Origin of the sequence: Polynucleobacter sp. UB-Piko-W3 (assembly GCF_018881635.1) — a bacterium.
GTDB lineage: Bacteria > Pseudomonadota > Gammaproteobacteria > Burkholderiales > Burkholderiaceae > Polynucleobacter.
This window is the reverse complement of the sequence record NZ_JACVPY010000002.1, coordinates 936,145-953,278: the sequence shown is the minus strand read 5'-3', so window position 1 is coordinate 953,278 and position 17,134 is coordinate 936,145. Positions and strand designations below refer to the sequence as shown.

Annotated in this window: 19 protein-coding genes; all 19 read left to right on the top strand. The window is 44.8% G+C overall.

The annotated features are described in order from the left end of the window. The 19 genes from ICN31_RS05230 to ICN31_RS05140 all read left to right on the top strand — a co-directional run bounded on the left by ICN31_RS05230 (position 1) and on the right by ICN31_RS05140 (position 17,081). Positions 1-783 carry a flagellar biosynthetic protein FliR gene (locus tag ICN31_RS05230; protein WP_216259266.1) on the top strand — a complete coding sequence of 261 codons (783 nt, stop codon included), beginning with the start codon at positions 1-3 and terminating at the stop codon, positions 781-783. Then, on the top strand, positions 773-1,549 hold the full coding sequence (locus tag ICN31_RS05225) for a hypothetical protein (protein ID WP_216259264.1): 777 nt from the start codon (positions 773-775) through the stop codon (positions 1,547-1,549). Before ICN31_RS05230 ends, ICN31_RS05225 begins: the two co-directional genes overlap by 11 nt. Positions 1,550-1,635: 86 nt before the next feature. After that, positions 1,636-2,706: a carbonic anhydrase gene (locus ICN31_RS05220; protein ID WP_216259262.1), complete on the top strand. Its 1,071-nt coding sequence runs from the start codon at positions 1,636-1,638 to the stop codon at positions 2,704-2,706. 285 nt (positions 2,707-2,991) lie between these two features. Further along, the gene (gene flgB / locus ICN31_RS05215) at positions 2,992-3,408 is read left to right on the top strand and encodes a flagellar basal body rod protein FlgB (protein WP_216259260.1); all 417 of its coding nucleotides are present in this window, start codon (positions 2,992-2,994) and stop codon (positions 3,406-3,408) included. Then, positions 3,405-3,809 (top strand): flagellar basal body rod protein FlgC, encoded by a 405-nt coding sequence (gene flgC / locus ICN31_RS05210; RefSeq protein WP_216259258.1) that lies wholly within the window; start codon positions 3,405-3,407, stop codon positions 3,807-3,809. Before flgB ends, flgC begins: the two co-directional genes overlap by 4 nt. A 36-nt stretch (positions 3,810-3,845) precedes the next feature. Then, entirely contained in the window at positions 3,846-4,541 is a 696-nt protein-coding gene (locus ICN31_RS05205; RefSeq protein ID WP_216259257.1) for a flagellar hook assembly protein FlgD, read from the top strand. Between the two features lie 60 nt (positions 4,542-4,601). Then, a complete protein-coding gene (locus ICN31_RS05200) occupies positions 4,602-7,031 on the top strand; it encodes a flagellar hook-basal body complex protein (RefSeq protein ID WP_216259256.1) in 2,430 nt (809 codons plus the stop codon). A 24-nt stretch (positions 7,032-7,055) separates the two neighbouring features. Next, a complete protein-coding gene (locus ICN31_RS05195; protein WP_216259254.1) occupies positions 7,056-7,817 on the top strand; it encodes a flagellar basal body rod protein FlgF in 762 nt (253 codons plus the stop codon). Positions 7,818-7,847: 30 nt separating this feature from the next. Further along, positions 7,848-8,636 carry a flagellar basal-body rod protein FlgG gene (gene flgG, locus ICN31_RS05190; RefSeq protein ID WP_215334541.1) on the top strand — a complete coding sequence of 263 codons (789 nt, stop codon included), beginning with the start codon at positions 7,848-7,850 and terminating at the stop codon, positions 8,634-8,636. 2 nt (positions 8,637-8,638) lie between these two features. Continuing rightward, a complete protein-coding gene (locus ICN31_RS05185) occupies positions 8,639-9,358 on the top strand; it encodes a flagellar basal body L-ring protein FlgH (protein WP_216259243.1) in 720 nt (239 codons plus the stop codon). Positions 9,359-9,365: 7 nt separating this feature from the next. Beyond that, positions 9,366-10,490 (top strand): flagellar basal body P-ring protein FlgI, encoded by a 1,125-nt coding sequence (locus ICN31_RS05180; RefSeq protein ID WP_216260791.1) that lies wholly within the window; start codon positions 9,366-9,368, stop codon positions 10,488-10,490. Further along, positions 10,490-10,933, top strand: coding sequence for a hypothetical protein (locus ICN31_RS05175; RefSeq protein WP_216259241.1), 444 nt, complete (start codon positions 10,490-10,492; stop codon positions 10,931-10,933). The genes ICN31_RS05180 and ICN31_RS05175 overlap by 1 nt, the downstream gene beginning before the upstream one ends. Positions 10,934-10,942: 9 nt before the next feature. Continuing rightward, the gene (gene flgK / locus ICN31_RS05170; protein ID WP_216259239.1) at positions 10,943-12,439 is read left to right on the top strand and encodes a flagellar hook-associated protein FlgK; all 1,497 of its coding nucleotides are present in this window, start codon (positions 10,943-10,945) and stop codon (positions 12,437-12,439) included. A 10-nt stretch (positions 12,440-12,449) separates the two neighbouring features. Then, a complete protein-coding gene (locus ICN31_RS05165; protein ID WP_216259236.1) occupies positions 12,450-13,316 on the top strand; it encodes a flagellin in 867 nt (288 codons plus the stop codon). 18 nt (positions 13,317-13,334) lie between these two features. Beyond that, positions 13,335-14,195 (top strand): flagellar motor stator protein MotA, encoded by an 861-nt coding sequence (motA, locus tag ICN31_RS05160; RefSeq protein ID WP_216259234.1) that lies wholly within the window; start codon positions 13,335-13,337, stop codon positions 14,193-14,195. Between the two features lie 5 nt (positions 14,196-14,200). After that, positions 14,201-15,235, top strand: coding sequence for a flagellar motor protein MotB (motB, locus tag ICN31_RS05155; RefSeq protein WP_216259233.1), 1,035 nt, complete (start codon positions 14,201-14,203; stop codon positions 15,233-15,235). A 3-nt stretch (positions 15,236-15,238) separates the two neighbouring features. After that, positions 15,239-16,042 (top strand): hypothetical protein, encoded by an 804-nt coding sequence (locus ICN31_RS05150; RefSeq protein WP_216259231.1) that lies wholly within the window; start codon positions 15,239-15,241, stop codon positions 16,040-16,042. 27 nt (positions 16,043-16,069) lie between these two features. After that, positions 16,070-16,471, top strand: coding sequence for a hypothetical protein (locus tag ICN31_RS05145; protein WP_216259229.1), 402 nt, complete (start codon positions 16,070-16,072; stop codon positions 16,469-16,471). A 16-nt stretch (positions 16,472-16,487) separates the two neighbouring features. Continuing rightward, complete coding sequence (locus ICN31_RS05140) at positions 16,488-17,081, top strand: tetratricopeptide repeat protein (RefSeq protein ID WP_216259228.1); 594 nt, start codon at positions 16,488-16,490, stop codon at positions 17,079-17,081. Positions 17,082-17,134 lie beyond the last annotated feature (53 nt).

Genomic DNA, 17,134 nt, shown 5'->3' with positions numbered 1-17,134 from the left:
ATGTTGACTATCACCGGTCTTCAGATTGAGCAGTACATGGCAATCTTCATGTTTACTTCTCTCAGAGTTTTTGGATTGTTCTTAACGACCCCCATGTTTGCGTTTAGAACATTACCAATGCAATTTCGTGTACTGATTGCATTAGCATTTGCGTTCTATATGATGCCCTTGGTCGCTGGTGGTCAAATTCCTAATCCTGGCAGTCTGACTTTTTTTGTATCAGTGATTGAGCTTGCTATTGGCGCATTTATTGGCTTTGCGATTCGTGTTGGCTTTATGGTGATCGATGTGGCTGCAGAAGTACTGTCATTTCAGGCAGGATTTAGTTTTGCCTCAACCTATTTTCGAGACCCTGCATTAGATTCTGGTTTGGTCGGACAATTTTTAGGTTTGATTGTGATCGCCTTGGCGTTTGCACTAAACATTCATTTGGTATTGATCGATATTGTTTTGCAAAGCTTTCAAACGATACCAGTAGGCGTATGGCCTAGCGCTTGGTCTTCAAAAGGCTTGGTAGATTTAGTGTCGGCATCATTTCGCCTGGGACTCATCTTGTCAATGCCCGTCCTCTTAGTCTATATGATGTTTAATTTAACCCAAGCATTTTTAGGAAGAACAAGCCCGCAGATGAATTTGTTCTCCGTTGGTTTTGCTGTTAGCATTCCCTTAGCATTCCTCGTTATATTTATGATACTTCCTGATTTACAAATTGTTTTGGAGCGATCCCTTGAAAACCCGATGCAACTTATTCGCCAAGGCATAGAAACTCCTTATGCAAAATAAATCCCTTCCTTATATTCTCGCTATCAGCTTATTTGTATCTGCTTTTAGCGTTAGTTCTTTAGTACAAGCTCAGGCCAATTCTGAGGTGCCGCTAATTGGTTCGGTAGAAGAGGGGCTTACGGCTGAACAGAAAAATAAATTAAATCAAAGTTCTCTTGATCAAGCGCCAACTGGCCCTGAAGAATGTGAACTGAAGTATCCATTTCCAGCTTCCTCATCCAATAATCCGTATGCCGAAAATGGCCAAGAGATTTGTAAGAAATTGCAAATCCGTGGACAAAGAATGGTTTGCGAAATCAATTCTTTAATTGCTGAAAAGCCAGCAGGTCCTAGTACTACAGGCTCTAAGATCGAGCTAGCTGCTTGGGCGAGGTGCAACGGGAATGTAGCGAATATCTTGATTGATGGTTATTACATGGCTGCCAGCGAAATTGAACGTCGCTTACAAATCTGTAGCTCTAATTTTTATGCAGACCCAGGCAGAATGCCAAAGCAGGGTTGGTATCAGCGCTTTTTAAAGTGGGCTACTAGCAACGACTTGACACCACCACCCACAGACGAGGCCTTGGAGGTGGCGCTAAAACAGTCCACCCCATTGGAGAGTAAGAAGGATATCGCCGGACTCATGAAGTGTGAGTGGATGTTTTCTCGCAGCCGTTCGCCGGTTATTGATGTGTTGCCGGGCGGAAGCATCATGGACCCGAGCCCAGCCCCAGTTGTTACTCCTGCAAAAAAGGCTGCACCCAAGAAGAAGGCTGCTCAATAAGTCTTAAATTTGTATAGTCAATTGGCTTAAGCATTGATTTATATGGCAATATAAACACTATTTCAACAAGAGCCGTTAGAGATCACATGAAAACTATTAATTGCACCCCTCGATCTGTAGTCTCGGTCGGCTTTTTGCTGGGCATGTTGATTGCAGGCAATGCACTATCTAGCGACTCAAACACTACTCCCGCCCCTGTAAAAGCAGCAGCCGACGCGCCAAAGGCAAAGGTAGCTGCACCAGCCACTTCTAGTGATGACCAAATGAGCAAGGCTTTGTTTGAGAAGATCAGCAAAGGCTCTGGCGATATTGTGATTCGTACTGGTGATTTACCTGCCGGCGCTGCGCCAATTGAAGCAAAGGTAGCAGATAAGCCTAAGGCTACAAAAGCAGCGGCAAAACCTGTTGAAAAAGAGGTGCATGCCGTGCAATGGTCTTATATTGAAGGCCCTGGTGGCCCCGAAGACTGGGGTAATCTGAGTAAAGATAACTTGGCTTGCTCAAAAGGAAAAACGCAGTCCCCCATTAATATCAATGTGGATCGGGCAGTAAAGGCAGAGCTATCTCCCTTAGAGTTCCTCTACAGACCTTCCCCCTTATCGATTGTTGATAACGGCCACACTGTAATGGTCAATTATGGTGAAGGTAGTAATTTGATGGTTGATGGCCGTCAGTACCGCCTAGTTCAATTCCATTTCCATAAGCCTAGCGAAGAAGCGATTAATGGGGAGCGCACTGATATGGTGGCGCATTTAGTACACCAACACCATGACGGCAACTTAGCGGTAGTTGCTGTTTTAATGACCACAAAACCACCGGTAAGCCCTAAGAAATACTGGTGGGGAAGCGACGAAGTAAAGGGTAACGCCCTCATTCAAACTCTTTGGAACAATGTGCCCCTTACCAAGGGTAAAACGGAGATGCCTGGGGTGACGATCGATATAAATCAGATGTTGCCAGCAGATAAGAGTTTTTTCACCTACATGGGCTCCTTAGAAACCCCTCCATGCACTGAAAATGTCTTGTGGTTTGTCATGAAAACGCCGATCTTTGTTAGTGAAGAGCAGGTACAGAACTTTGATCGCATTTATCCGATGAATGCCCGACCTTTGCAGCCCAAAGGCGATCGTTTAATCAAAGAGACCAAGGGTAACTAAGCAAACAGCAGTAATAGCCCCGATTGGCAGGTTTTGCCCGAATCTTTGCAGGCTAACCTTTAAAAACGGCAAAATTTGCCACCTAAGTTTAAAAAGTCCTAGAAATAGGGCTTTTTTGCTATTTCTGGGGTATTTTTAGTTTTCGCTGCCTATACATTGCAAACCTACTCAGCGTAGCTACTACTTATATCTTTCTGAAAAGGTAACTTTGGCACGGACTTTGCATATTCATACGTGAGGACTTTCCCCTCAGGTTTCATCGTCCCCGAATAGGGAGGAGATTAAATGAACGCAGTGCCGCAGTACGATCCACTTACTTTTGGCGAAAACGCACTCAAGCTGCGTACTTTCCGTCAACAAGTGCTGGGTAACAACTTGGCAAATTCAGATACCCCGGGCTTTAAGGCGCGGGATATTCGCTTTGCTGATGTACTGAAGGCCCAGCTAGAGGGTATCGCCCCTTCTAATGCGGTTAATTTAGCAACCACCCATTCAGCCCATATCCCAGGGAAGGTTCCGCAAGAAGATCCCCGTTTGCTATATCGCATTCCGAACCAACCATCAATGGATGGTAATACGGTAGATGCTGATGTTGAGCTCACTGAATTCACGAAGAACTCGGTATACACAGAGTCAGCTCTGACTATGTTGGGTGGCACGATTCGTTCACGCATGTCTGCTATTACAGGTCAGCCCTCATGAGTTTATTAGGCGCATTTAATATCGGCTCAACTGGCATGACTGCCCAAGCAATGCGCTTGAATACAACTGCCTCCAATATTGCCAACGTAGAGAGCGTGTCCGGCCCTGATGGTCGCCCATATCGTGCTCGTCAGGTGGAATTTAGTGCTGTCTATAAACCAGGGCAACCAGGATCGGGTGTTGAGGTTAGCAAGATATTGGAAAGCGATGCCCCGTTACGAATGGAATACCGCCCAGGCCACCCAAAGGCAAATGCCGCAGGCTATGTGGAGATGCCAAACGTTAATCCAGTAGAAGAGATGGTGAACATGATTTCTGCTTCGCGTTCATATCAAATGAACGTCGAGGCAATGAATGTGTCTCGGCAGCTGATGCTAAAGACATTAGATTTAGGTAAGTAATTAATAGAGAGCATGCGTAGAGCATAAGAGGACATTATGGCAATCACAAATCCATTAAGCGGTATCCGGACTTACGATCCAACAACAGCGAATAAGCCAGCGGAAGCATCATCTACCGCTGGTGGAACGGCTGCTGAGCAAACTCAGAACTTCCTCAAGCTATTGATTGCGCAGATTCAGAATCAGGATCCAATGGCTCCAATGGATGCATCGACAATGACAGCGCAAATGTCGCAGCTCAATATGGTGAGCAGTATGGCCAATATGAACACCTCAATGACATCCATGCTTTCTCAGATGCAAAGCGTTAACTTTATGAATCAAGCTGCATTGATTGGCCATAGCCCAGTTGTTGCAGGTAATGGCATTGCATTTGATGGGACTAATCAAGTGATGCTTGGGGCTAATGCTGCGAATCCATTGAAATCAGTGATTGCAACTATTACAGACGCTAGCGGTAATACGGTCAATAGCGTGGACTTGGGCAATGTGAATGCTGGCATGAGTAATTTCATTTGGAATGGAAAAGATGCTAGCGGCAATACCGTGCCAGCTGGCATGTACTACTTGAGCTTAAGCGGAACGAATGCGGCAGATGCTAGCGAAAATCCAACGGCTTATGTTGCATCTGCAGTTGCGTCTGTCTCTAAAGGCGCTAATGGCGATGCCATTCTTAATTTATTAGATGGAAGAACAATTAATTCTTCCGAAGTACAGCAGTGGATCAGCTAAGTAGATATTGAAATTTAATAGTTATTAACCAACAGAACAAAGTTAGACAAAGGAAACAAAATGGGATACGGAATCGGATTATCAGGATTAAAGTCAGCCTCCGAAGCAATTGACGTTACCAGTAACAACATCTCCAATGCTCAGACTATTGGATATAAGTCTGGAGAATATGTTTTCTCAGACCAGTTCTTTAAAGCCCAAGATCCACAATCTGTTGATCGCGCTGGTATGGGTGCATATCGCATGGCTATCCGTCGAACTGGTAGCTATGGTACGGTAGTGAATACCCAAAATCCTTTGGACATGGCGATCACTGGCCCTGGCATGTTTATGTTGGCAAAAACAGTTGATGGAACAGTGCCAACAGAAAATCCAACGAAATTCCAATTTACTCGTAATGGCCAGTTTGCTGCAGACAATAAAAATCGGATCGTCAATGAGAACGGTATGTTCTTGGTTGGATACCCAGCTGACTCCGCGGGAACTATTATCTCTAGTACTAAATCAGTATTAGTTCTAGATCGCACACCCCTAGCTCAGCAGCCGACTAGAAATTCAACATTGGAGTTAAATTTAGACGATAGGGTGGATTCAAAAACAGGAAATATATTTTCCCCAACCGATCCAACAACCTACAATCAAGCAACGTCACAAACAGTTTATGACGATGGAGGGTTTGCGCATACCCTATCAGTTTTCTACAAAAAAGTGAGTTCGCAGTTATTGACGATTAGTGCTGATGCTGTAGGAACGGCTGCGGGAAGTACATTTAATTTTAGTCCTACGCAAACTATTGACCCAAGCATTGCAGCAGTCGATTCATTCAACAGGCCACCTGGAGAGCAGTTTAATAAAATTGCAACAACCGCTGTAGCATTAGGAACTGGCGCTGCAAGTACTGAGTCCATATATGAAGCTACGCTTACACCAATGAGTGGTACTGCAAACACTGTAGGTACTGTGTATAACCTTCGCCTCAGAGACGGAACTAACCTCACTCTGACTCAAACGGTCGCAGGCACTAGCACTATCAAGGCGCAATATACGGTTAACGTGGATCGTTTCGAAGTGTTTTCTACGATTGATGGAAATCCAGTAACGCCCAATGCAAGTATTACACCTCCAACGCCACCATCAAGAACCGCAGGTGCAGCTGCAGTAACAGAGTTGACTTCAGTTGTATTCCCTGCCTTAGCGACTGGTAAGACTTTTATTATGGCGGGCCTTACTTTTACAGCTGGATCAGCAGGTGCAACTGCTAATGAACTTGCAGCTGCATTCGCAAATATTACTCCAGGACAAAGCGCTGCAACTGTAAATACAAATAACTCCTTAACGACAAATGCTGCAACTGTAGGATCATTCACTTCGGGTACTGTTGCAGGATGGTCGAGCGGTCCACGCTCTACAGCTACTGTAGCCTTCACAAGTGCCACACCTTATACCGTTGTGGGAGATTTGCAGAGTACTGGAGATCGAGTGACTGACGCTACTTATTCAAGAACTCAGGGTGTAACTTCTACAGCAACAATGGCATTTAATACATTAAATGCTGAGCAATCGATTACGATAGCTGGCCTTACATTTACTGCTGGAACGTCTGGTGCAACCGCAGCTCAAGTAGCGGCGGCGTTTGCAAATATTACTGCTGGACAAGCTTATGCAACAGTCAATACAAATAACTCTCTAACTGGCGCATCTACTGGTGGGGTATTCACATCCGGCGCTGCGGCTGAGTGGTCAACTGGACCGCAGTCAACAAATACTGTAGTTTTTACAAGTACGGTTGGTAAATCAGACGTAACAAGTCTTACCAGTGTTTTGAATCCAATTACTGGTGGCCTAAATGATGCAAGTGTTTTAATTGAGGGCTCACCCATTGCAGAGCAACAAGCATTAGGAGTGATGGGCTTCATTGCCGGCAAAAATATTGATTCCATATCAAAAGATTCATTTGGAGCGCCGCAATTTGCAACAAGATTTAAGATTGACGCGGCACGAGGTGAGGGCTCCAATTATGGTCAAACGCTAAATGGTGGTGGTGTTCAGTTAACCATCGAGGCAAACGGTAGTACTGCTTATTCTTCTGCTGGACAAACCTATGCAAATAGGCAGGATGGTTCTGCTACAGCGCAATTAGCTTCATACAATATCGATTCAAGCGGAAGATTAATGGCTCAGTACGATAACGGCCGCTCTGTTGTTAAAGGCCAATTAATTTTGGCCTACTTTAATAACTTAGAGGGATTAATTCCAAACGGAAACAATACCTACGAAGCATCTTCTGCTTCAGGCGATCCATTGTTAAGCTTTCCTGGCGATGGTACTTTGGGCGCAATTCGCTCTAAAGCCGTTGAGCAATCTAACGTTGATCTCACAGAAGAATTGGTGAGATTGATGGTGCTGCAACGTCAATATTCTGCTGTGTCACAGGCAACTAAAGTGATGGCAGCTACATTGATTGATGATGCTATCAACATTGGCCGTTAAGAAATCGTTTAACTAAAAAACTAAATGATTAATCGCTACGCTTATACCTCGATGACTGGCGCAACAGCTGCTACTCAGCAGTTGGCTGTGACCTCTAATAACTTGGCCAATTCATTAACGCCAGGTTTTCGTGAGGTAATTAGCGCCTTCCGTGCCGTGCCATTAAAAGGGGATGGCGTACCTTTTACTGGTAACGGTGCAGATACGCGAGTATTTTCTGTAGAGACAACACCGGGAAGTAATTTTGCACAAGGCCAATTACAAACAACTGGAAATGCCTTAGATGTAGCCATTAAGGGTGATGGTATGTTTACTGTTCGTCGACCAGATGGGCAAGAGGCATATACCCGCGCTGGTAAGTTCATGGTCAACGAAGCAGGTATGTTGATGATTGGTAAAGACATACCAGTAGTTGGCGCTGGTGGCACGATCACCATTCCGATTGGGGCGACAGTTCAAATCGCTGAAGATGGCGCTGTATACACCCAGTTACCAGGAACACAGTTCTTAAATCAGGCTGGAAAACTAAAACTGGTTAATCCAAATAACAATGACTTAGTTCGAGCAGCGGATGGTTTATTTGACTTACCAGGCCAGCAAGCAGCAGCCGATCCTTTGGTGAGGATTGTGCAAGGCGCATTCGAAATGAGTAATAACAATCCAACTTTGGCGATGGTGCAAATGATTGATCAGAGCCGCATGTTTGATTTGAATAGTCGTTCAATTACTTATGCAGACCAAAATGCAAGATCAGCAACAACTTTGCTATCACTTTCACGAGCTTAATCAACATTAAATAACAAGAGAAAATAAACAATGTTACGTTCTTTATGGATAGCAAAAACAGGTATGGACTCTCAGCAGTTCAACCTAGACGTCATTACGAATAACTTAGCAAACTCATCGACAACCGCTTTTAAACGCGTACAGCCGATGTTTCAGGATTTGCTCTACACCACATTGCGATCTGCAGGCTCTGCATCGAATGCGCAAAATCTATTGCCAACAGGCTTGCAAATTGGTGCAGGTGCTGCTGTTACCTCAACAGAGCGAAATAATATTCAAGGTGGATTAATTCAAACGGGTAACCAATTGGATGTGGCCATTCAAGGAAATGGTTTCTTCCAGATTCAGTTGGCGGATGGAACATTGGCTTATACCCGAAATGGTCAGTTTAGTAAAAGTGCGACTGGTCAGATTGTGACGATGCAGGGTAACGTGGTTGCGGGTGGTGGAGTGATACCAGCCAATGCCACTTCAATCACAATCAATCAGGCTGGTTTAGTTCAGTACACATTGCAAGGCAATACCAATGCAATTCAAGCCGGCCAGCTGACTATGGCTAACTTTATTAATCCAGCTGGTTTGCAAGCTTTAGGTGGGGGTAATTTTATTCCAACGCCTGCATCAGGAACTGCGCAAAACAATATAGCTGGATCAAACGGTATGGGTACAACGAACCAATACTACATCGAACAATCTAACGTGAACGTTGCCGAAGAATTAGTCAATTTGATTGCAGCGCAACGTGCATATGAAATCAATACAAGAGCGGTCACAGCCTCTGATCAGATTTTGCAACGCGTAAGTAATATGGGTCAGTAATAATGAATTTCTTTTATAACTATCGCGCATTATCAGTGGCAGCATTGAGCGCCATTATTTTGGGTGGTTGCGCTAGTGCTGATCGTCCCTCCTTATTGACGACGCCTTCAACTGCGAGGCCAAGACCAATTCAGGAAACCTCTGCCAATATGGGCAGTCTATATCCAGCAAATTCTGGTGGCCCATATGTAAATGCAGTGAGTCATCGACCATTGTTTGAAGATCGTAGGGCTCGTAATGTTGGTGACACGCTCACAGTCCTTCTGAATGAAACAACTAGTGCAGCAAAAAATTCAGGGATGTCAGCTGCGCGTAAGGCAAATGCAAGCTCACAGTTTGGTAATACTGGAACAACTCCATTTGGCCCGTATACAAGTATTGCAAATATAGCTAACTTTGGAGGATCTGGTGATTTGAAGAGCGAAGGCACTGGTGCAAGTGCGGCAAGTAATACATTCGCAGGCACGATCACGGTTACTGTTGTTGAAATTCTCTCCAACGGAAACTTAGTAGTTGCAGGAGAAAAACAAGTTGCTGTTAGTAACGAAGAAGAAATTATTCGTTTTGGCGGTGTAGTAAATCCCAATACATTGGTCTTTAACCAAGTATCTTCACAGCAAGTTGCCGATGCGCGGATTGAATATCGCGGCAGAGGCGCAACAGACGATACCCAAGGCACTGGCTGGTTTACCAGGCTGATGTTGAAGTTAGCGCCATTCTAATTTGATGATGAAAAACTCTACATCCCCTCTGAAAAAAGGCTTCCTAGTGTTGATAAGCCTTGGCATATTTTCGAGCCATTGCTTTGCTGATCGCATTAAGGATTTTGCAGACATTGCTGGTCAACGTTCAAACCAATTAGTGGGCTATGGTTTAGTAGTTGGCTTAGATGGTACTGGTGACCAAACCACCCAAACTCCATTTACTTTGCAGAGCGTATTGCAGATGATTGGTGTTCTAGGTGTGACCATCCCTCAGGGTGGTGGTCAAACTCAGTTACGTAATACAGCAGCCGTTATGGTGACCGCTGATTTTCCAGCTCTAGCTCGCCCTGGTCAGCAAATTGATATTACGGTCTCATCTTTGGGGAATGCTACTAGCTTAAAGGGCGGCACTTTAGTGATGACGCCATTGAAAGCGGCAGATGGTCAGGTTTATGCCCAGGGCCAAGGAAACCTTGTTATTGGTGGTGCAAGAGCCGCTACCGGTGGCGCTGCAACTTCTGTAAACCATTTAAATGCAGGTCGCATTCCTTCGGGCGGCTTAATCGAAAAGGCAGTTCCATCATTATTAGCCGATGAGTTTGTTCAGCTGGACCTACATCGGGCTGATTTTGCATTGATGCAAAAGACAGCAGAAGCGATTGGTAGGAGATTTGGATTGGGTACAGCCCTTCCAGTTGATGCTAGAACGCTCAATGTAAGAGTGCCTGTTGAGCCATTAAGACGGACTGCATTTATGGCGGCGCTGCAAGATTTAGATGTGCAAATGGTGAGCGGACCAGCAAGGGTGATTCTCAATTCCAGAACGGGTTCCGTGGTTATGAACCAAGCGGTTCAATTATCACCATCTGCTGTTGCTCATGGCAATTTAACCGTCAAGGTTCAGCAAAGCCCAACAATTAGCCAGCCCTTGCCGTTTAGCCGTGGGCAGACTGCAGTAGCAACTCAAGATACTGCGACCATTAGTGATAGCGGAAAAGAAAACAGCTTAATTTCGGTACCACCGGGTGCCTCATTGGATCAAGTTGTAAAAGCACTTAATATGCTTGGTGCAACTCCACAAGATCTGATTTCAATACTGCAATCATTAAAATCAGCTGGTGCTCTTAGAGCGGAGCTAGAGGTTATTTGATGAGCGCTCTTAACGCCATCACCCCATCGATTGATCAAGGTAGTGCAAGGATTATTGCGAATAATAATCAAGCACCAGCCTTATCAAGCAATGAGGAAAAGCTCAAAAAGGCTGCCCAAGGTTTCGAGCGCACTTTAATACGTCAAATGTTAAGTACTGTGCGTAATACCAATTTACGCGGTACCGAAGAGCAAAGCAGCACATCAAAGTCCTATCTAGAGATCATGGATGACCATATGGCCGATATGCTGTCCAAAGGTCAAGGGATGGGTTTTGGCACCAAAATGGCCGAGCAATTGATTCAGCAGGCGAATGCTGGAAAGCTAATCGGAAATGGAGAAATAGCCGTTAAACCACTGAATACGCCGAGAGAAGCTACGGTATCTGCTGAAACCTTGAAATCTCTGCAAAGACCAGATGGTTTTCTGGGTACGGCTAAATAAGGAAGCAAGATGGGTATCTACTCTATAACCGAATCAGCAATGGCAGGCTTGAATATTGCTCAAGCTGGCATATTAACAACATCACAAAACGTAGCTGGTACATCTGTTGAAGGCTATACCAGGCGCAATGCCAATGCCATTATGGATAAGTTGGCACCTAATTCATTGATGCTAAACGGGTCAAGTTTTGCGGTTGAGGGCTTTACACGTCAATATTCATCGCTATTAAACGGCCAGTTGCTCAATCAGCAGGCTAAATCTAGTTATTCTGACACCTTGGTGCAGTACACCCAATCGGTTGATTCACTGGTGGCCGATAAAGCAACTGGCCTCAACGTGGCTTTAAATGACTTCTTCAATGCTGTTGGTACCTACGCAGCAGATCCTACCAATAAAGCGATGGCAGGTGCCATCTCTGGAACAGCAAATGCTGTTGCCCAGCGAATGACGGGCATGAGTACTTTGGCGACTCAGCTACAAAGCGATGCTCAAAAAGGCTTGACTGACACCGTTGCACAGGTCAATACCTTACTACCTTCCTTAGCCGATATTAATCAAAGAATTATTGAGGCCAATAGTCCAGGCAATAGCGCTCCTTCTGCTGATCTACTCGACGAGCGAGATCGCCTACTGTCTCAACTACAAAAATTAGTTGGCGGACAAAGCCTCATTAATTCTGATGAGACTGCTACTCAGTTGGCAGCAGGAATGCCATTAGTTGAGAGAGCAATTGCAAATAAAGTCACCATCAACTCCGATCTTGAACATGTCGCCCTCACTTTCAATTTGCAGAACGGCCCAGATAAAGGTTTTCAAACTACAGTTCAAAGTTTAGACGGTGGACAAGCAGGAGCATTATTAAAAATATCTAACGAGTTTGTGCCTGCCATCGTGCGCCAACTGGACACGATTGCTTTGGCATTAGTGAAAGTTGCCAACGGAGCTGCACAAAGTGCTGCGGGATCTGCTACGAACTTGGCAATATTTGGATTTAAGGTGGGTTCTACTACATACTCCAGTTTAGCAACCGGTGATAGAACGGCTAACATTCGTAGCATAGCATCTGATGCTGATATGACGTCGCTCTATAACGACTTGGCAAGCCCGGCAAATTTGATGACTGCTAATGGATTAAAGGCATCTAATTTTGTTTCAGTAGCCCCAAGTAATTTCTTGCAGTACTTTACTGGTGCTGTTGATGGCGGGGCGCCACTGATCACGTCATCTAAAGCCAATACCTTGCAGCAATTGAGTACAGTTTTTGCTTCTAGAGCTTCTAATTTTGTGAATGATGTAGGTGTTCAAGTTGCTACCTGGAAAAATAATCAGAAGGCCGACACTGTAGTGATGGCCAATTTGAAAGATCAACGCGACTCTATCTCTGGGGTTAATTTAGATGAAGAAGCGGCTAACTTATTGAAGTATCAGCAACTCTATACCGCCTCTACAAAAGTTTTGCAGGCAGGTAACCAAATGTTCAACACACTTTTATCTATCATGAACTAAGGAGTAAAAAATGAGTATACGAATTAGTTCAAATCAAGTTTTAGATGCAGGCACCCAGGCAATGGATAACAGCTTAGTGGATGCAACTGCTTGGCAGAAAAAAATTAGTTCTGGCAAGCAGTACAGCAAAGCATCGGACAATGCATATGCAGTCTCAAGAGGTGTGAGGTTAGATTTCGATATTGGTCGATTGCAGATGTTCAAATCGAATCAAAATTTTTTAACTTCATCTCATGCTGTTGCTCAAGCTCAAATGGGCAGCATTATTGATGAGCTTAACAGTCTTAAGCAAACATTTACACAATCACAAAATGGCGCATTAAATACATCGAATTTTGGGGCATTAAAAATTCAGGCTCAGCAAATTCGGGATACGATTAAAAGTCAAATGGTTGCAAAAGATGCGACCGGAAATGCCATTTTTTCTGATACCGTAAACCAGGTGCAGATTGAGCCAAATGTCATGGTAGATTCCGGTGTTAAATTTGCCGACGCTTTTGGGGCCGGGGGAGCATTTGCTACACCAGAACAATCACAGCTTTATGTCAGTATTAATCAATTTGTAACCTATTTGGACGAAAAATCCCGGGGGGTTTTAACTACCCAGACTGCTGCTACGGTCGAATCCGGGCTAAAAACCGCTTTTGACCAGCTGACTATGGCGGAGCAGGTCAGCGGAGGTATCTCTGCCCAGGTGGATGCTTCAAAGACAGCCATGAGTGCTTTTGGCGTCGAATTGGCCTCCTCCCAGTCAGTCCTGCTCGATACCGACATGGCTGAGGCAACTGCGGCTTATACTAGAGCTCAGACATTATTAAACGCAGCTCAGGCGATGTTTGCTAAGCTTCAGTCTAGTAACTTGTTTTCAAAACTATAAAACTGAGTTGATCGAAGTATGAATATTCCTATAGGTTGGATTATTGCGCTAGCTTGTGCCCTTGGAGGCTATGCTCTGCATGGCGGCCATATCATGGTTTTGTGGCAGCCAACTGAGGTTCTGACCATCGTAGGCGCTGCCGTTGGCACGATGATTGCCTCCAATAGCATGATCAATCTGAAAAAAACGCTGTCTGCTTTGGGTGGTGCTTTTAAATCTAAAAGCAATGTTAAGCAGATGCACTTAGATTTGCTTTGTCTCATGTTTGAGATTTTGCAGAAGATTAAGCGTGATGGTTTGATGTCCTTAGAGGGCGATATTGAAGAACCAGAAGCTAGCCCTTTATTTGAAAAGTATCCTTTAATTACAAAAGACCATCATTTAGTAGATTTCATCACAGACTATTTGCGCATGATGCTTGGCGGCTCTCTAGACGTTATTCAAATTGAGAGCTTGATGGAGCAAGAGCTCGAAGTGCATCATCAAGAAACCCATATCCCAGTGGCCTCCGTAACTAACGTAGGTGACGGCTTGCCAGCATTCGGTATTGTTGCAGCGGTTATGGGTGTGGTTCACACCATGGGATCTATTGGTTTACCACCAGCCGAACTAGGTAAGTTGATCGGTGCTGCGCTAGTGGGTACCTTCTTGGGTATTTTGCTTGCTTATGCGATTGTTTCTCCAGTGGCAAAAGTACTTGAGCAAAACGCAGAATCTGATACTCGCGCCTATATGGCGATCAAAGCTATTTTGATTGCTAGCTTAAGTAATTTCCCTCCTGCAGCAGCAGTCGAGTTTGGTCGTAAAGTTCTCTTTAGCTATCAACGTCCAACGTTTGCTGAGCTTGATGAGGGTACCAAAGCCGTTAAAGGGAAATAAGCGTTATGGCTAAGAGCGACGCGCCAATTATTGTCATTAAGCGCGTTAAAAAAGGTGGTCACGGACATCACGGTGGCGCCTGGAAAATTGCTTACGCAGACTTCGTAACGGCCATGATGGCCTTCTTCTTGTTGATGTGGGTCTTAGGATCTACAACAGCGGGTGACTTGGCTGGTATTTCTGCATACTTTCAAAATCCATTGCGCGTTTCCCTGTCTGGCGGACAAGGTTCTGGAGATGCGACTCGCATTATTAAGGGTGGCGGTGACAACATCACCAAAACCGTTGGTGAGGAATCTCGAGCTGATGCCGATACTGAGCAGCGCCGAATTAGCGACTCCTCTGTCACTGACGTCGAGAATGCTCGTAAAGACAAAACCAAAAACGAATTAGTTAAAGAGGATATTCAGAAAAAGATAGAGGCTGACGCTGAGCTCAAGAATGCCAAAGGCCAGGTCTTTATGGATATCACTTCAGAAGGATTACGAATTCAGGTAGTAGATGAGAAGGGCAAGCCGCTCTTTAGTAGTGGGGGTACTGTACCTAGCGTCTCAGCACGTCGATTGTTACGCATCATCGGTAAATCCATTCAGATGGCGCCAGGCCCGATCCGCATCGAAGGGCACTCTGATGGTGCTAAGTTTGGCAATGGCGAGACTGGTTATACCAATTGGGAGTTATCCACGGATCGAGCAAACGTAGCCCGTCGAGAATTGATTGCTGGCGGCCTAGACCCTGCGCTAGTTGTGCAGGTGATTGGTTTTGCTAATACAGTCCCTTTAAATCCGGAAGATCTGAATGATCCTTTGAATCGCCGCATCTCTATTACGCTTCTGAACAAAAAGCCTAAGCAGGAAGAAAAAAAGACTATTGTTCGTCCTGTAGAAAAGCTCCCTGAGACCATTGAGAAGGGCGCTCAAGACATTCCGGCTAATCTTCGCGCACCAGCGCAATTCTTATCTAAGGACAATGCTCCTAAAGCGCCCGTGATGGAGATACCGCCCAAGCAAAGCTCTCCAGCAAATAAGCCAGCGAGGTAAGCCTTGTTTACTATCTCAAGGGTTAGCCTAATTCTGCTCATTACCCTGTCTTGTAATTTAAGTTTTGCAAGCGATACTCGCCCTCCAGCTGCAGATGCGCAAGGTGAGGTCTCTAAAGGCGGATCTATCAATGCCGGCAATCCCTTTGCAGGTCCTACATCTGAAGCTAAAAAGCTCTATAAACGCTATAAGAAAGCATCTGATAAAACAATTACAGCGATTGCTTGTGTGCGAGACCCAAAGTGTATTGAGCCTGAGGATGAGGTTCTGCGTTATAGCAAAGAGGCTCTGCGAATACTGCAAAAGTTAGATGAGTTATCTGCGGCAGGAGATATACAGGCAAGCTACTACCGCGGTTTGATTGCCTTCCAGCGCGGCATCTACTATGACTCCCAAGCCGAGCTCATTACTCATCCTGATTTTATTTTGACTGCCACCGTATATCGACGCTATGCAAAACAGCAATTTTTACTTGCTGAAAAGTTTTTAGCAATCCCAGCTAAAGAAAAAAATCCCTATGCTTGCCAGTACATGGGAAATATCTATAGCTCAAGGATTTTAGGTGAGCCTCGTAAAGATAAGGCAACCAATTACTATTACACTGCTGCAATTGAATTTATCAGCCAAGGCAATAAGATCGATGGCGCTAAAATGTATAACGCTATGAAAGAAAATGCTAACCCAGCCGATTCCCGTATAGTCGATGTCTATGCAAAACTGCATAATGAAGAGCCCATCGCTTCTTGGAGAAAATTACCTAGTGATTTAGTTCAAAAGTCTGGAAGTAAGAAAACGCAACAGCATTAATACTGAATTTATTGGAGATTACATAGCATGAATGAAAAATTAGAACGCATTGTTCGACTGCTAAAAAAAGTCCTTCTCTGGTTCATTCTGCCTTTAGTGCTACTCATTTTTAGCTTCGTCTTGGGTGAGCAGTTTGAGGTAGGTAGACTTTCTGCGATCGCCAGTTGTGAAGGTTCGATGAATAATGCTGCTTGCATCCGTAGCAAAGGATATCTAACAAGTCCCCCTTACTATCCTGATTTAAGTAGGCGCTACTTTGGTGCTTACGCTAGAATGATTGGTAGCGATTTGGGTGCCAGCTATCGTGTGGACCCTCCAACTCCCGCTCTTAATCTAAAGCCTGCCGATGCACAGCCAGAAGATGACGAAGACTTAGAAGAAAAGAAGCCGGCACCACCTAAAGATAAGCAGCCTGCCGCTAAAAAATAATTGAGGGCTTGTTTTGATGCGATTGATAAATTGGCACTCTGCTCTAAGGGTGCCATTTTTTTTCTTGCTGGCCTTTTTGATCATTGGGTGCTCAGATTATCGTAAGGCCAGATCTGCATATGAGGCTGGTGAATATCAAAAAGCCTTGCAGATTTTTGAGCAACTCTCAAACGCAGGTGATAGTCAGGCGCAGTACGATTTGTCCTTAATGTATTTGCAAGGCATCGGCACCAATAAGAATCTTGAGAAGGGTTGGACTTGGTTGAATCGGGCTGCTGATGGCGGTAATGTTCAGGCCATGCTCGAGTTGGCGGTACGTTATCAAAAGAGCTCTTCCCTAGAAAATGCTGAGCAGATGGCTTTCTTTTGGTTTCAGAAGGCGGCAATGGCCGGTAGTGCCGCTGGCCAGTACAACTTGGCGCATCTCTATGAGGATGGTAATCAAACCCCTGTAGACCTAGTCTCAGCTTACGTTTGGATGACACTATCTAATAAATCAGGCAATCCCATGGCAGCCACAGAGGCTAAGCAGTTAAAAGCGAAATTGAGCCCCACTGAGCTGGAAAAAGCGGAAACAATGCTCTCTAGCCTTATGAAGACTCTGCCTTAGAGCCAAGGTTTTAAATCGTTTATCCTCTTAACAAAGTGCTTTTTAGGGGATGA